Annotated in this window: 17 protein-coding genes; 9 read left to right on the top strand and 8 right to left on the bottom strand. The window is 40.5% G+C overall.

Features of this window, described 5'->3' with window-relative positions; genetic code table 11:
* The 5 genes from QL989_RS15870 to QL989_RS15850 form a co-directional block, all read right to left on the bottom strand.
* Nucleotides 1-2,803 (bottom strand): winged helix-turn-helix domain-containing protein (locus QL989_RS15870; RefSeq protein WP_290171089.1); only part of this gene is annotated, 2,803 nt, incomplete at its 3' end.
* A gap of 62 nt (nt 2,804-2,865) precedes the next feature.
* Nucleotides 2,866-3,693, bottom strand: coding sequence for a mechanosensitive ion channel family protein (locus QL989_RS15865; RefSeq protein WP_138609329.1), 828 nt, complete (start codon nt 3,691-3,693; stop codon nt 2,866-2,868).
* A 37-nt stretch (nt 3,694-3,730) separates the two neighbouring features.
* Nucleotides 3,731-4,459: an LrgB family protein gene (locus QL989_RS15860; protein WP_138609331.1), complete on the bottom strand. Its 729-nt coding sequence runs from the start codon at nt 4,457-4,459 to the stop codon at nt 3,731-3,733.
* Nucleotides 4,452-4,805: a CidA/LrgA family protein gene (locus tag QL989_RS15855; RefSeq protein ID WP_290171088.1), complete on the bottom strand. Its 354-nt coding sequence runs from the start codon at nt 4,803-4,805 to the stop codon at nt 4,452-4,454. The genes QL989_RS15860 and QL989_RS15855 overlap by 8 nt, the downstream gene beginning before the upstream one ends.
* A 71-nt stretch (nt 4,806-4,876) precedes the next feature.
* Nucleotides 4,877-5,668: a crotonase/enoyl-CoA hydratase family protein gene (locus QL989_RS15850; RefSeq protein WP_178956453.1), complete on the bottom strand. Its 792-nt coding sequence runs from the start codon at nt 5,666-5,668 to the stop codon at nt 4,877-4,879.
* Nucleotides 5,669-5,956: 288 nt separating this feature from the next.
* Between QL989_RS15850 and QL989_RS15845 the strand changes: the two genes are divergently transcribed.
* The 3 genes from QL989_RS15845 to QL989_RS15835 are packed head-to-tail and all read left to right on the top strand — an operon-like array spanning nt 5,957 to nt 7,649.
* Nucleotides 5,957-6,277: an HI1450 family dsDNA-mimic protein gene (locus QL989_RS15845; RefSeq protein ID WP_013465646.1), complete on the top strand. Its 321-nt coding sequence runs from the start codon at nt 5,957-5,959 to the stop codon at nt 6,275-6,277.
* 46 nt (nt 6,278-6,323) lie between these two features.
* Nucleotides 6,324-7,136 (top strand): DUF481 domain-containing protein, encoded by an 813-nt coding sequence (locus QL989_RS15840; RefSeq protein WP_138609342.1) that lies wholly within the window; start codon nt 6,324-6,326, stop codon nt 7,134-7,136.
* Between the two features lie 27 nt (nt 7,137-7,163).
* Nucleotides 7,164-7,649, top strand: coding sequence for a hypothetical protein (locus QL989_RS15835; protein WP_178956452.1), 486 nt, complete (start codon nt 7,164-7,166; stop codon nt 7,647-7,649).
* Between the two features lie 56 nt (nt 7,650-7,705).
* Here the strand turns inward: QL989_RS15835 and QL989_RS15830 are convergent, their stop codons facing one another.
* Both QL989_RS15830 and QL989_RS15825 read right to left on the bottom strand, forming a co-directional pair.
* Nucleotides 7,706-8,191, bottom strand: a complete 486-nt coding sequence (locus QL989_RS15830) for a peptidylprolyl isomerase (protein ID WP_008111743.1) — start codon at nt 8,189-8,191, stop codon at nt 7,706-7,708.
* Nucleotides 8,192-8,202: 11 nt separating this feature from the next.
* Nucleotides 8,203-9,114, bottom strand: a complete 912-nt coding sequence (locus QL989_RS15825; RefSeq protein ID WP_290171087.1) for a transcriptional regulator — start codon at nt 9,112-9,114, stop codon at nt 8,203-8,205.
* Between the two features lie 150 nt (nt 9,115-9,264).
* Between QL989_RS15825 and QL989_RS15820 the strand changes: the two genes are divergently transcribed.
* Nucleotides 9,265-9,516: a succinate dehydrogenase assembly factor 2 gene (locus QL989_RS15820; RefSeq protein WP_010387788.1), complete on the top strand. Its 252-nt coding sequence runs from the start codon at nt 9,265-9,267 to the stop codon at nt 9,514-9,516.
* Between the two features lie 82 nt (nt 9,517-9,598).
* Nucleotides 9,599-9,928, top strand: coding sequence for a hypothetical protein (locus QL989_RS15815; protein ID WP_290171086.1), 330 nt, complete (start codon nt 9,599-9,601; stop codon nt 9,926-9,928).
* Here QL989_RS15815 and nadB read toward each other — a convergent pair.
* Nucleotides 9,903-11,513 carry an L-aspartate oxidase gene (gene nadB, locus QL989_RS15810; protein WP_178956450.1) on the bottom strand — a complete coding sequence of 537 codons (1,611 nt, stop codon included), beginning with the start codon at nt 11,511-11,513 and terminating at the stop codon, nt 9,903-9,905. The two genes, QL989_RS15815 and nadB, sit on opposite strands and share 26 nt — an antisense overlap.
* 244 nt (nt 11,514-11,757) lie before the next feature.
* Between nadB and rpoE the strand changes: the two genes are divergently transcribed.
* From rpoE to QL989_RS15790, 4 genes are read left to right on the top strand one after another with little or no spacing between them, the layout of a single operon-like run.
* The gene (gene rpoE / locus QL989_RS15805) at nt 11,758-12,339 is read left to right on the top strand and encodes an RNA polymerase sigma factor RpoE (protein WP_010387792.1); all 582 of its coding nucleotides are present in this window, start codon (nt 11,758-11,760) and stop codon (nt 12,337-12,339) included.
* Between the two features lies 1 nt (nt 12,340).
* Nucleotides 12,341-12,955 carry an RseA family anti-sigma factor gene (locus tag QL989_RS15800; RefSeq protein ID WP_178956449.1) on the top strand — a complete coding sequence of 205 codons (615 nt, stop codon included), beginning with the start codon at nt 12,341-12,343 and terminating at the stop codon, nt 12,953-12,955.
* Between the two features lie 4 nt (nt 12,956-12,959).
* A complete protein-coding gene (locus QL989_RS15795) occupies nt 12,960-13,913 on the top strand; it encodes a MucB/RseB C-terminal domain-containing protein (protein WP_138608161.1) in 954 nt (317 codons plus the stop codon).
* A complete protein-coding gene (locus QL989_RS15790) occupies nt 13,914-14,363 on the top strand; it encodes a SoxR reducing system RseC family protein (RefSeq protein WP_138608159.1) in 450 nt (149 codons plus the stop codon).
* The last annotated feature ends 112 nt before the right edge of the window (nt 14,364-14,475 follow it).

Genomic DNA, 14,475 nt, shown 5'->3' with positions numbered 1-14,475 from the left:
TTAGTTTAAAAACAATTGATTGTTGTAAATTTAGCTGTATTTCCCATTTTTTATTATTTTTATCTTGTTTTAATAATTTCTTTAGTAATCCGTTGGCTAATAATATTTTATCATAAGCTTTTTTATATTGCTGTAGATGGCTATATATAGTGGATTCATGGGCATATGAATGCGATAAATACTCTATGATAAGTGCGTTACTTGGAGAGTTTGAAAGTAATAATTTATATTGTTCTTGTGCACTTTTATGTAAATCAATTGCTTTAGAAGGTGCTCCCAAACTAACTTCTATATTTGCAAGCCATGTAAAAGTATCTGCTTTTGTAGTTAATAAATAGTGATTATTAGGTTTTTGCAGTAGAGCGAGATTAATAAATTTAAATGAAGATAAAAATGCAGATTTTGCTTTTGAATAATCATTAAGTTTTAGGTAAAGAGTTCCCAAAGTGCTACTTGAGTCTGACATTTCGATGATTGCATCATTGGATTCAGGATCTATGATATACATCTGTTGGCTGTAAGATCTATATTTTTCAAAAAAAGGTTTCGCTATTAGGTATTCATTTTCATCATAATGAAGCTGGCCGAGCCAAAAGGCATTCGCACCGGCGAGTGTGAGAAGCTCTAAGTTGTTTGGCTGAATTTTTAATAATGCCTCAAGGCGAATGCGGGCGTTTTCAAAGGCGGTGAAGGCCTCAAGGGTTTTCCCGCGAGAATAGGCGACTTCCCCCATGGCTTCCAGGGTTTGTGCGTACTGAAAGCGACTTTTAAACTCGGCTTGTTGACTGCTAAAGTTAAATAGCGAGCTTGGTTCCTCAACTTGATTAGTAAAATACTCAAGTGCTTTATTACTAATGCCATCAAGTAAGTCCATACGCTTAACGCTGCGTAATTTATCGGCAAAATCACCGACCATAAACCCTAGTAAGCTTTCGGCTTCTTGGCGTTTTTGCTGTGCAAGTTGCTGCGCTTGAAAGCTAGTAACACTCATAAATAGGGCAACACAGGTAAGTAAACAAAGCAGAGCAACCGTGCCGCGTTTTATAGTTGTTTTTGTTTTACTGTGTTTAAGAGAGCTGGTTATAAGCGCGCGTTCGTCATCATCTAGTTTAAATATGTTGTCGTTTAATAAGGTAACGGCCTCTTGCAATGGTTTACCCGGTGCTAACAGGTAGGCGTTACTTTTGTGCTCATTAAGCCATTGTTGCGTGTGGTGGTGTAAGCGGCTTTTTATAGCAAGGGCATCTTTATGGTCATTAATCCACTGTTTGGCACGTGGCCATTGGCGTAATAATGCCTCGTGAGCAAGGCTAAAGTAGGCTTCTTGGTTTTGTAAATGCGATACAAATAAGCGGCTATCGACCATGGCTTGAACCAGCTCTTTTTGGCTGGTGTTGGTTAATGCTTGCAAGCGGGCTGCGCGGCTCGTAATGGTTTTACCATCTGGGTTTAGCGTTACTAATTGCGATAACACGCTTTTTAGTTGCTGTTGTTGCGCTTGAGAAAGCCCTATAAATACTTCTTCGGCTTTTTTACCAATGGCACCCTCAATACCGCCGAGTTTTTCATATACACTGTGCAATAACTCATTATTATCACTGCGCTGTAAATACAGCTCTTGCAGTGTGTATTGCAGCATGGGCAGTGCATCTGGATTATTGGCGGTATCGGCGCAAAGTATTTCATCCAGCGGGGTTTTAGTGTTTGGGTCTTGTGAAAACGTTAAATTAGCGGTTAACGCTGGCAAGCGAATAATTTGTTGTAGTTCATGGCGATTTGGCGGGGTTAAATCGTAATGCGCGCCATGAGCTTTGCCGGCCATAAGGCTTGGCTGCTCAACCACTAAAGGGTAAAAATCGTTACGACAGGCACTAAATACAATCACCGCTTTAGAGGTCGCTAAACGCTCAATAACAGATAAAAAATGACCTCGGGTGTCGTTACTAAATAGCGGTGAGGAAAGTAGCACTTCTAAGCGGTCTATAAACAAAAACAATTGCGGCGTTTTTGCTGCTGTTTGGGTATTTTCAATTGTACTTTTTAAGCAACTAATAACATTATCTATATCATGTTCTAGTTGCTGTGCCAGCGTTTGTGCGCTTAGCCCTGTAAATACTGGAATGTCGTTAATATCCCAATCTAGCATGGCTGAGGCGAGATCTAAATACAGCCTATTTTCAGCTACATCTGCAAAGTCGAGTTGGGTGTACGACATTACTCTAATGCCGTTATAGCCTCGCTCGTCGAGCAGCTTTGGCAATATACCCGCATTAACTAATGATGATTTACCCGTGCCACTAGGGCCAAGGATTAAACAGAATGCGCGCTGCAATGTTACTTGGTTTGATACGCTCTCTAATAACTTGCTGATGGCGTGATTACGACCAAAAAATAAGTGGGTATCGGTTGGGTTATATGCACTCAAACCTAAAAAAGGAGAGCCGCCTTGCCATGTATTAACTTCGCTGGGGAGGTCATCAGCTAATGGAAACTCAACCGATGCAATAACCCTATAACCACGTTTACGTATGGTTTCTATGTATTGCGGGGCGCTTGCCTTATCACCCAGAGCTTTTCGAAGTTGAGTGATAGTTTTATGCAGAGGGTTATCGCCGGTTTCTGTGTTTGCCCAGCAGTGAGTTAATAACGCGTCGCTACTCACAATCTCTGCTTGGTTTTGACACAAATACAGCAACACATCCATGGCTTTGGGTTCTAGCTGTTTTTGTTCCTCAGCGCGTTGAATGGTGTTACTGGCTGGGGTGATTTGCCATTCACCTAAATAAAAGGGCGGTTGATGCATAATTGGCTCATTTTTATAGTTATAAGTGCATTTAGCTTTTTGCTTTAGTTACATTAGTAGTGCTAGTTATTTTTATTAAGTGTAACAATGCGCTGTGGAAACGGAATTTCTATATTGGCATTGTTAATTGCTTTATACACGCTGGCGTTAATAGCGAGCTTAGTTTCAATAATTTTAGTGGTAGGAACCCAGTATCGATAGCTAATAGTTACGCCGCTATCTGCAAAGCGTTCTATGCCAACTTGTGCATTGGGTTGTTTAGCAACCAGTTCGTGATTAGCTAATGCGTTTTCAATTAGGTTAATCGCGGTATCACTACAGGCGCTGTAGGCTATGTCTATTTCACCTTTTACTAAGGAGTAGCTAAATGAGTTATGTAGGATTTCGCCAACGATATGCTTATTGGGAATCGTTATTTCTACTTTTTCTTCATTAATTAATACGGTGTGACCCAGCTCAATGAGTTTTACTTGGCCGCTAACGCCTTTTATTTCTATGGTATCGCCCACCACAAATGGCCGCGTGGCAATAATTGCAAGCCCGGCGCCATAATTAGAAAGCATGCCTTGTAATGCCAAGCCAGCACCTAAAGAAGCGGCACCTATTGCAGCAACAAACGGGGTAACACTAATGCCAATTTTACCAAGCGCAATTATGATCACCATAATGATCAGTAATACTTTAACGACATTACTAACAAAGTTAGTTAAGGTGATATCGACGTTATGTCGCGTCATCAAATTGGCAACACCTGCAGCGAGCTTTTTCGCTACCCACAGGCCAACCAGTAGAATAAAAATAGCGCCGACAATTTGCATACTGTAGGTAACTAAATATTCAGTAAGTAGGGCGTAGTACTTTTCAAATTGCTGAATTTCAGAACTGATCATGTCGACTCTATTTTAGCGATAGTGTTTTATCTGCTTATCATAACAAAGTGTTAACCAAAATTGGATACATTATTGGCACAATTACAGCAGTTAATAACGCACTCAACGCCATAGCCACCGATGAAAACGCCCCTATTTTTGGATGCTCGGCAATTGCAGCCGCGGTGCCTATAGCATGACACGCGGTACCGATTGCGATTCCTTGTGCCTCAAAGTTAAATATTTTAATTAGTTTTAATAATAAAATCCCAAATAAAGCCCCAAGCAAACCAATAAAAATTACCATGGCAGCGGCTAGCGAGCTGATCCCGCCAAGTGAGTCGGTGACAAGTAATGCAATAGGTGTAGTAACGCTGAGTGCGGCAACTGAGGCGCTCAGTTGCGAGGGGACAGCAAATAAAACGCTTAATACAAAAGCTACCAGTGTGGCGTTAATAATGCCAATACTGCAGGCAACTAAAATAAGTAAAAAGTTTTTACGTACGTGCATAAATTGCTGATATAGCGGCAAGGCCAAAGCGACTATGGCCGGCTCCAATAACCACGTTAACAACCGACTATGCGATGCAAACTGTGAATAGGGTAATTTAAGGTTAACGAGTAGTAAGGCAATAATGCCGATGCTTAAAAAAACGGGGTTGGTTAATGACTTTAAAATACTCTGATTGATTTTAAGATTAACTGCCCTTAGTGCAATAAAAAGGATAATAATAAATGGAATAGTTAACCAGCCAAGGCTAAAAATGGCGCTACTGAAATCAGTCATTATTAGTTTTACCTTTAAAGTAACTTACTAGGCTTGCCACTAAAATTAAACTACTCAAGGGGACTAATAAAATAACGGCGGTTAAGAAAGGCCAATGGGTTTTTATAAGTGCTAAGTGTTCAATAAACCCAACGCCTGCAGGAATAAAGAAAATAGGCATTACATTTAAAATAGGCGAGGCACACGGGGTAAGATGCTGCTCTTTAACAATACCTGATAAAAGTAAAACCAGTAAAATAACCATTGCTAACAGTGGCGCAGGAAAACTGGCATCAATAAAGTGCATAATAAGTTTGCCCGCTGCCAAGCAAAGCAAAATGATAGCGCTACTTAAAAGGTATTTCATGGCGACGACTCAATAAAATAGAGGATTATCACTTTAACAAATAACGCTGTTTTGTGCATTGTGCCTTAGTATTACCAGCGTTTGGCGTTTGCAAACTCAATATCAGTTTTACCTTTTGCTTTAGCGATGGCTTTTTTAGTATTAGGGTTGATTAATAAGCGAATTTGACTCCATGTTTCTTTGGCGAGTATTTTTCGAGCTGGGGCTTTATAGCTTTGTTGAGTTACACGTTTTATTGCTGCTAATGTGTCAGGTGAACGTGCTTGTAATGTATCAAGCATTTCTTTAGTTGCTTTATCGGTATCGTCGGTTGTTTTTGTTACTAAACCGAGTTCAAAAGCATGTTGAGCACTAATGGGGTCAGCATGACTTGCTAGCCAAAGTGCTTGGTCGCGTTTAACTAAGCCTGCAAGCATAACATTAGCGCCCATGTCGGGGCATAACCCCCAGCGCGCTTCCATAATGGCAAGTTTGGCATCGTGATGAACAATTCGGTAATCAGCTCCAAGTGCTATTTGCAGGCCACCACCAAGACAGTTTCCGTTAATTTTAGCAATTACAGGCACACTCAACGACTGCCAGCCCAGTACGACTTTTTGCGCTAGGTTTTGATTACCAGGAAGCCATTTGAATAGGAGCTTTATGATATTGAATGGCGAGGCCATAACCGCGTTAATATCGAGCCCAGCACAAAAGTGTTCGCCCTCTCCGGTTAATACAACCGCACGAATACTGGCGTCTTTTTTTATATTTTTAATCACTTTGTTAAGCTCAACAAACATAGCAAAGCTTAAGGCATTTTGTTTTTCTACGCGATGTAATGTGACGGTAGCGATACCCTGTTTTTTTTCTAATTTTATCATTGTTCACTCCTCTGACCTGTTGTTTGAGCTTATGTTTTTATTGATGTTAAGTAAAGTGGGTGAAGGTGAATAAAAACAAACTGAATTTTTTAATACACGTGGGGCTAGCTATCTTTGATGGCTATTTAATCTTCGAAGGTCAACAGACCCGTGTGCTAACCAATTTAATAATATCTATAAGTATTAGGAATAAATAAAAAAGTCAGTAATTAACGTGTTTTTTTTATCAAAACCCTAGCAACTTTTGATATTATGATTGCCACTTAAAAGCTCAGAGGTTAACCATTCATGTCAGGTCCACGTTTATTTACGGTAGAAGAAGCAACTCATCAAGCTTATGATATTTTTTTAGAGCTGGCTCCCAATAATTTAAGCGACAAAGATGTTGAAGAATTTAACCTACACCGTGAAGAACTAGGCTTTATTGAAGAAGATGAGCCCGATGAACAGTGGCAAGACTTTGTTGCCCTAGAAATTGAACCTGAGCATTTTATTCAAGTATTAGTGGGCCTTGAGTTTGATAACGAAGACGTACTATTTGCGAAAATTCTAATTAGCCGTGATAAAGACGCGCCTTTTTGTCATATTTTGTGGAAAGAAAGTGAATAACCACCTCTCTGCTTTTTTGTTATTGCCATTTGCAAGAGAACGTATTTTGCGATGCTTCTTTGTATTACTGCTTTTATTATTTAGCTGCTTTAGCTGGGCTGTTGATCCTTTTGAAGATTTTCATCAATATGGGGAACTCTCAGATGAAGAAATTCATGAGTTACACAAAGGCGAAGTGTTGTACGGCGATACCGAATTTGGTTTTATTTTAAGTAAAGGTAACACTAATTCCACCAGTTTTAAGCTTAAAGGGAATCTTTATCAAGATTTTGAAAACTGGCGAAATCAATTCAAAATAGACTCCTTGTACAAACGTGATGAAAACGAAGAAACGGGCGAGTCGGATGTTACTGCTAATCGGGTGTTTGTTTCTGCACAAGGTAACTATAAAGTAGGGGTTAAAAACTCGTCGTTCTTTATTTACGGGGATTATGAGGAAGATCAATTTAGCGGTCTTGATTTTAAAAGTACGATAGCAACCGGTTATGGTGCACGTGTTTATCAAGGGGTTAAAAATAAAGTAGATATAGACATTGGCCCAGGTTTATATCGCTCAGTTGCTGATGATGAGTCAACAGCACTTGACGACGATAAAGACAAAATGGGTTATTTACTTCGTATTGCAATGCAGTGGGAGAGGTTAGTATCTAAGCGTACCCGATTTAATCAAGATATCAGTATAGAACAGTCTTTGTCTGGGCTTAACTCTCGGTTAAAGTCCGAAACGGCATTAATTAGCCAAGTGGTTGGCGCGGTATCGCTTAAGTTTGCTTATATGTATCGTTATAATTCTAAGCCTGAAGAAGATAAGCTTAAATACGATTCAGAGCTCAGTGCAACCTTAGTGTACAGTTTTTAATTTTTTAACTTTTTAATAGAGAGTGTTATGTATCAGCATAAGCAGTATGCGGTATTTATATTTGTAGTATTAGCATGGATCAGCGGTTTTGTTGCGCTTGCATGGAACTTAATTGGTGCCGATGCCCCGTTAATCGTATTTGCTGGTATTTTAGTGCTGGTGGGCTTTTTGTTCCACGGTTTAACCATTAAAGTTGATGAAACCCATATTAGCTGGGCATTTGGCCCTGGTGTTGCTGGCCAAAAGTTAGCATTAGAAGATATTGTTGATGTAAAAGCAGTACAAAACTCATACCGCCATGGTATTGGTATTCGCATTACACACGATGGGTGGATTTATACGGTATCAGGCTTTAGTGCGGTGCAATTAACGCTTAAAGATGGCACCCAGTATCGCTTAGGCACAAATGACCAAGCAGGATTAGTTGCTGCGCTTGAAGATAAAATAACCCCTGTTGAAATGCCAGCAGCAGAGCCTCAAGCCAAATTACGAACACAGAATAATATGCTATAAAAAAAGCGCCCAAGGCGCTTTTTTTATAAACTTATAGCAATTTTACTAAGCGGGTTTTAGTGCTCGTGGCCACAGCCGCCTTCGCCATGTACGTGGCCATGCTCAAGCTCTTCGGCTGTTGCATCGCGTACTTCTAAAATTTCTACATCAAAGTTAAGTGTAATACCGGCAAGTGGGTTATTACCATCAACAATCACTTCTTCGTCTTGAATATCGATGATCATTACTGATTGGTCGCCGTCATCGGTGGTTGCACGAAATTGCATGCCCACTTCAATTTCCATACCTTCAAACATTGATTTTGGTACGGCTTGCATTAAGTGATCATGACGCTCACCGTAACCTTCTTCAGGCTCCACTTTTACGCTTAGTGTATCGCCAGCTTGCTTGCCTTGCAGCGCGTTTTCAAGCCCTGAGATCAGGTAGCCTGTACCAACGATAAAAATTAATGGCTCACCGCCAAATGAGTTATCAATGGTATTGCCGTCATTATCTAAAACAGAGTAATGCATTTTTACCACTTTATTTGCTGCAACGATCATAGTCATTCCTATTATTCATCTTCAAGAGAGTAAGGTAGAGGCAGAATGTTTAGCTCTACCGAAGGGGTGTGTTTTGCACGAAGAGTCTGATCGATATCAGTATCGTTTGGCAACACGACCAAACCAGTTAAAGTATGTGTTTGTTCATTATAGCTTTGCGCAATAAGTTTACCTGCGCGGCGCCAGTTTTCACCTAATTGGGTTTCAATATCAGGCTCATCAAGTCGTCCTTCGCTTTGCCCAGAGACGATATACATGGCACGTTTGTTTTTGCCCAGATACTTCATACGTGCAACGGTTTCTTGGCCTGTGTAGCAACCCTTTTTAAAACTAATGCCGTTAATGGCTTGCAGGTTAACCATTTGCGGTACGTATTCATCAATCGCATCAACACTTAATTGCGGTTCACCAGCAAGTATGGATGCTTGCTGCCATAGCGCATCGTCATCGAGGGTCGACACATCGTCAGGTAGGCAAAATTGGCTATCAACCATTAGTAAAATGCGGTTTGATCCAAGCTTAAGAGCTTTACCGTGAGCGAAGTCACAAGCCGTGGCGTCATCGCTAAAGTGAATGTCGAGTTGTGTGAGTAAGCCTGTTAGGTCATCACCAAGTAAACCAATTAATCGCTCTGAGGCTTTATTAATTTCAACTTTTGCAAATACAGCATATTTTTTTAATTCAGCAAGAGAGCGTTCTACTTCTGCACTTGAGCCTGTTAAAAAGTAACTTTGTTGATAAGAAAATAGCTTAAATACACCCCATAACTTACCTTTTGCACTACAGTGACCTGCCCACAAAAAGTTATCGTTGTTAAGTTTATTTAGATCTTGAGTGATTTGTCCGTGTAGGTACGATAATTTATCTGCGCCTGAGAGGCTAATAACCTGATGTGATAAAGGACATGCATAAACCTGAGACATAAACACCTTCTTTGCAATAACAAATGAGGCCACATAATAACGTAGTTAAAGCGTATGGTACAGCGACTAACAGACGATGTTTTTATAACTTAGTGCTGTTAAATTAACGCGTATTTGGTAAACTCGAGTTAATTAAATATGAGGTTTAAAATGGTTGAAATACATAGTAAAGCACGTATCCGTTGGGCTTGTCGCCGTGGCATGTTAGAGCTAGATGTTTTGTTTATGCCGTTTGTTGAAGAAGCTTATGATTCGTTAGATGCTAAACAGCAAGCGATTTTTCAGCGTCTATTAACGCAAGAAGACCCAGATTTATTCGCTTGGTTTATGGGCCATGAAGAATGTAAAGACGCAGAGCTAAACAGCATGGTTCAGCTAATTTTAGACCGAGTTCGTGTATAGATTTACCGTTACAGATAATAAAACAGACCACAAACCGATTGTGGTCTTTTTTTGTGTGCTGACTTTAGTGTTGTGCCTATTTATGAACTCGGTGGTGGCAACTCTTTTTTGTATTGCACTTAATACACTTGCTGGCATTATTGTTTGGCGAAAAATCGTGGCTGCTCAACCACAGCAAGGCATTATACTTTTAGAGCAGGATCAATTTCGTTTTGAAGGATCAGGCAGGCAAATTCAAGGGCTCATTAGTAACCAAAGCCGGTTACTTGGTCAGAGTGTGTGGCTGTATATTAATGGCTTTAGTAAAAACTATTGGCTGATTATCTCAGCCAATAGTGTTGATAAGCAAAGCTATGCGCGCTTGAAACGGGCAACGCTTGAAGCAATTAATTACGTAGAGGAGTCAAAATAGTGGGCGTTGGGTTCTCATTTTGCTCTGGATAATCAATAGTAAAGTGTAGTCCACGACTTTCTTTACGTTCCATAGCACTTCTAATTATAAGCTCGGCAACTTGTACTAAGTTACGTAACTCAAGTAAGTTATTGCTTACTCTAAAGTTTGCGTAATAATCGTGTATTTCCTGTTGTAGCAGTTCAACACGATGCAGCGCACGTTCAAGGCGTTTAGTTGAACGTACAATCCCAACATAATCCCACATAAATAATCGTAGCTCATGCCAGTTATGAGTGATGACAATTTCTTCATCTGAGTTAGATACACGGCTTTCATCCCAACTAGGTAAATCAGCCAGCGCGGGTGCAGTCTCTATTTTACTCAAAATGTCTTTTGCTGCTGCATGGGCAAATACAATGCACTCTAATAATGAGTTACTTGCCATGCGGTTAGCACCATGCAGGCCGGTATAAGCCACTTCACCCACAGCGTATAAATTTGCTAAATCCGTTTTGCCATTAAAGTCGGTCATTACGCCACCACAGGTATAATGCGCAGCAGGAACAACCGGAATTGCCTCTTTGGTTATATCAAGCCCTACGCTCAAGCATTTAGCGTAAATAGTAGGGAAGTGTTCAATAATAAAATCTTTGTCTTTATGGCTAATATCTAAATATAAGCAATTTGCGCCAAGGCGTTTCATTTCAAAGTCGATAGCGCGCGCTACAATATCGCGCGGAGCGAGTTCTTCTCGTTCATCAAACTCTTTCATAAAGCGAGTGCCATCAGGGCGTTTTAAATAGGCCCCTTCACCACGCATTGCTTCGGTAATTAAAAAGTTTTGTAATTCCGGGTGGTAAAGACTGGTTGGATGAAATTGATTAAATTCCATATTAGCAACGCGACACCCTGCACGCCATGCCATTGCTATGCCATCACCGCTAGAAACATCAGGGTTAGAGGTGTAAAGGTACACTTTACTTGCGCCACCCGTTGCTAGGGCAACAAATTTTGCGCCAATGGTTTCTACTTTTTTGGCCTTTTTATTCCACACATGCATACCGTGAACATGTGACCCCGTTTTACCGATATTTTTATCAGTAATTAAATCAATCGCATTGTAATGCTCTAACAAGGTGATATTGCTGTGCGCTTGAACTTGGCTAATCAGCGTTGTTTGGACTGCTTTGCCAGTGGCATCGGCAGCATGCAAAATGCGTCGATGGCTATGACCCCCTTCACGGGTTAAATGAAAGCGCTCTTTACCTTTACTATCAAATTCCATATCAAAAGGCACGCCTTGGTCAATCAACCATTGTAGGCAGTCATGCGCATTACTGGCAGTGTAATGAACAGCTTCTCTGTCACACAAACCGCCGCCGGCATCTAAGGTATCTTCAACGTGAGACTCTATACTGTCATTTTTTTTATCAAAAACAGCGGCAATTCCGCCTTGGGCATAAAGAGTAGAACCTTCGGTTAATTCACCTTTACTGATCACGGTAACGTTACAGTAATTAGCCAAAGATAAAGCAAGTGATAAGCCTGCTGCGCCGCTACCAATAATAGCGACATCGGTAATGTGATGTTTATTTTGGTTCATCTGTGAGGTACTTTGCGGTTACAATGCTCAGATAGAGCAATATTTATTTTTAATACTTATAGTTGTACCATATTTGTTGAACTACTACTAAGTGGTTTTAGCGTATAAACGCGTAATTTGTAGCTATTTTATAAAAAAACAATATGAGTCAGAACTTTTTATTCATCTAGGGGTCAGAGTAGGTGTGAACAATGGCGACACTATGAATAATAAGCAAGAATCAATCAGAGGAGTACCGGCTCGAATGAGCGAGCAGGAATTAGATTTAGCGTTAGTGAAAAGGGTCCAGCAGGGAGATAAAAACGCCTTTAACCTATTAGTTAAGAAGTATCAGAACAAAATAGCCGGTTTGATCTCTCGTTATGTATCAAATCAAGGTGACATTGCTGATGTAGCACAAGAAGCGTTTATTAAAGCGTATCGTGCCCTTCCAAACTTTCGTGGTGATAGTGCTTTTTATACTTGGCTTTACCGTATCGCCGTTAATTGTGCTAAAAATTATTTAGTGGCTCAAGGGCGTAAACCGCCAGCAAATGATATAGATGCTGACGATGCCGAGTTTTATGAAGGTGCAGATTCAATGCGTTCTAACGCGTCACCTGAAAATTTACTATTAAGCGAAGAAGTCCGCGCTGTTATTTTTAATACGATTGATAGTTTGCCTGAAGATCTTAAAACCGCGATTACTCTTAGAGAAATTGAGGGTATGAGCTATGAAGAAATAGCCGTGGTTATGGATTGCCCAGTCGGGACGGTACGTTCGCGTATTTTTCGTGCCCGTGAAGCAATTGATAATAAATTAAACCCATTGATAGGCGAGTCTTAGTATGACAAAAGCACACGTTAACCGCTTAGATAACGAATCGTTATCAGCATTACTTGACGGTGAACAAACATTAAAGGATGCAACTATTGCATCGGATGATGTAGCTACGTTTGGCCGTTACGCGTTAATTGGTGATGCAATGCGAGCTAAAGAAAATAACAATAATATGGACTTTGATATTAGCGAACGCATTTCGTTAGCACTTGAGAGCGAGCCCGTTTATGCAGACTTTAGTCAGTCTGACAATGTGGCTACCGCTTCTAATACCGAAACAGATAATAAAGTAGTGGCGTTTAATTGGCGTAAACCGGTTGCTCAATTAGCAATTGCTGCGAGCGTAGCAATGTTTACTATCGTTGGCGTGAACACCTTACCGCAAGGTGAAGATGCTGTGCAAAACGAAATTCCTTTATTGCAAACCACGCCGTTAACCGGCATGGCGTCGCCTGTAAGCTACTCATCAGCACCTGCACTTGATAACGCAGAGCAAGGTTTACGAGAGCTTCAGCAGCAACGCATTGGCGCATTAGTACTTGAACATCAACGTCAAGCGCGAGTGGCTCATTCGTTAAAAACAGCTAAAACAGATGAAACATCCCCAGAGGAAAAAAACTAATTAGATGAAAGTAATTACTTTTATTATGTCATTGGTGCTGAGTTTTAATACTTTTGCCAATGACACAAACCCTGCTAAAGATTTACTGCTTGAAATGGCCAGTGCAGTTCACACTCGTAATTTCGACGCCTCTTTTGTTGTTGTTAAGGGTAAAAGTATGGAGCCCTACCGCTGGGTGCATGCTAAACAAGGTGATATAGAGCTAGAGCATTTAAGTTTGCTTAATGGTGCAGGCCTTGAAATGATCCGCATTGACGATCAAGTTACCTACTTTGAGCCACAATCAGAACCTTACTCGTTAACAACTGACTCGATTGCAGGCCCCATCCCAGAAGTCTTATTTAAAGATATTAACCGCTTAAGTGCGCATTATGATTTTGTGCTTGGTGGTAAAGGCCGTATTGCGGGGCGTCCTGCTCAGCTGGTTCGAATTGAATCTAAAAACGATGACAAATATAACTATTGGATTTGGATTGATACTGAGTCGTCTTTATTGTTGAAAGCCGCCTATGTGAATCACCAAGGCGAAGCGCTAGAGCAATTACAACTTACCCATATTAGCGTAACTGAGCAACCGGCAAGCTTATTATTAGAAGTACTTAATCGTAATTTTCCAACACCATTACCCGCTAATTCAATTGATGAACAAAGCAAAGCAAATGCTATGAATTGGACTATTGGATGGCTACCTGAAGGGTTTGAATTACTCAAGTCCGATAGACATAAGCTCGACTTAAACAATGAATTAACAGATTACTATTTATTCTCTGATGGATTTGTTGAGGTCTCAGTATTTATACAACGGCCACTACCAGGTAAGCGTTTAAGCGGAGCTCTGACCTCAGGAGCCACCACTATTTATGTGCACAACGGCGGAAATTTTGATGTGTCTGTGGTGGGGAATATACCAACCATGAGCGCCAAAGCGATTGCTGAGTCTGTTTCACGGGCGTTATAAATGATAGAACAAACGTTAACCGTCGTGGCCCTTAGTGGCCACGTTGCGCATTTAGAAGCCCAACAAAAACAGGCATGTGAAGGCTGTAATGGACGTTGTGGCTCTCAAGTGTTTAGTAAGTTATTTGGTACTGCCAAAAAAACCTTGCCCTACAAATTTGAAACGCAATTAGAGGTGGGGCAAAAAGTGACCTTGTCACTGGATGACAGCCATGTTGTAAAACATGCCTTTGCCGTTTACATGCTGCCCTTATTTTTAAGTTTAATATTCGCCTTATTGGCTAGTGAATTAATACAATTAGCCGAAGGCTGGCAAATTTTAGCTGCGATATTAGGTGGCATCACCGGCTTCTTAATTGCTAAAACATGGGTGAAATCACTTAGACATGAGATTAAAGTGATAAAAATTCATCCAATTAGCCTTCCTTTAACTCAAATAGATGGTGATTGACGCCAATTAAATGTAAAATTGCGTTTTTATGCCACAGTAACTTGAAAATGCACAGCAAGTATTTTCAAGTTATTTAGGCATGCGACCTTAGTCCTTTAAAATAGAAGTTTAG

Origin of the sequence: Pseudoalteromonas sp. APC 3224, from assembly GCF_030407535.1 — a bacterium.
Classification (GTDB): domain Bacteria; phylum Pseudomonadota; class Gammaproteobacteria; order Enterobacterales; family Alteromonadaceae; genus Pseudoalteromonas.
The sequence above is the reverse complement of the archived record's forward strand: the minus strand, read 5'-3'. Positions and strand labels throughout refer to the sequence as shown.

Excerpts from the sequence above, each read along its gene's own strand:
- QL989_RS15850 (WP_178956453.1), bottom strand. The coding sequence starts at position 5,668 with ATGATAAAATTAGAAAAAAAACAGGGTATCGCTACCGTCACATTACAT.
- rpoE (WP_010387792.1), top strand. The coding sequence starts at position 11,758 with ATGAGCGAGCAGGAATTAGATTTAGCGTTAGTGAAAAGGGTCCAGCAG.
- QL989_RS15825 (WP_290171087.1), bottom strand. The coding sequence starts at position 9,114 with ATGTCTCAGGTTTATGCATGTCCTTTATCACATCAGGTTATTAGCCTC.
- nadB (WP_178956450.1), bottom strand. The coding sequence starts at position 11,513 with ATGAACCAAAATAAACATCACATTACCGATGTCGCTATTATTGGTAGC.
- QL989_RS15790 (WP_138608159.1), top strand. The coding sequence starts at position 13,914 with ATGATAGAACAAACGTTAACCGTCGTGGCCCTTAGTGGCCACGTTGCG.
- QL989_RS15820 (WP_010387788.1), top strand. The coding sequence starts at position 9,265 with ATGGTTGAAATACATAGTAAAGCACGTATCCGTTGGGCTTGTCGCCGT.
- QL989_RS15815 (WP_290171086.1), top strand. The coding sequence starts at position 9,599 with ATGAACTCGGTGGTGGCAACTCTTTTTTGTATTGCACTTAATACACTT.
- QL989_RS15835 (WP_178956452.1), top strand. The coding sequence starts at position 7,164 with ATGTATCAGCATAAGCAGTATGCGGTATTTATATTTGTAGTATTAGCA.
- QL989_RS15830 (WP_008111743.1), bottom strand. The coding sequence starts at position 8,191 with ATGATCGTTGCAGCAAATAAAGTGGTAAAAATGCATTACTCTGTTTTA.
- QL989_RS15800 (WP_178956449.1), top strand. The coding sequence starts at position 12,341 with ATGACAAAAGCACACGTTAACCGCTTAGATAACGAATCGTTATCAGCA.
- QL989_RS15860 (WP_138609331.1), bottom strand. The coding sequence starts at position 4,459 with ATGACTGATTTCAGTAGCGCCATTTTTAGCCTTGGCTGGTTAACTATT.
- QL989_RS15865 (WP_138609329.1), bottom strand. The coding sequence starts at position 3,693 with ATGATCAGTTCTGAAATTCAGCAATTTGAAAAGTACTACGCCCTACTT.
- QL989_RS15845 (WP_013465646.1), top strand. The coding sequence starts at position 5,957 with ATGTCAGGTCCACGTTTATTTACGGTAGAAGAAGCAACTCATCAAGCT.
- QL989_RS15795 (WP_138608161.1), top strand. The coding sequence starts at position 12,960 with ATGAAAGTAATTACTTTTATTATGTCATTGGTGCTGAGTTTTAATACT.
- QL989_RS15855 (WP_290171088.1), bottom strand. The coding sequence starts at position 4,805 with ATGAAATACCTTTTAAGTAGCGCTATCATTTTGCTTTGCTTGGCAGCG.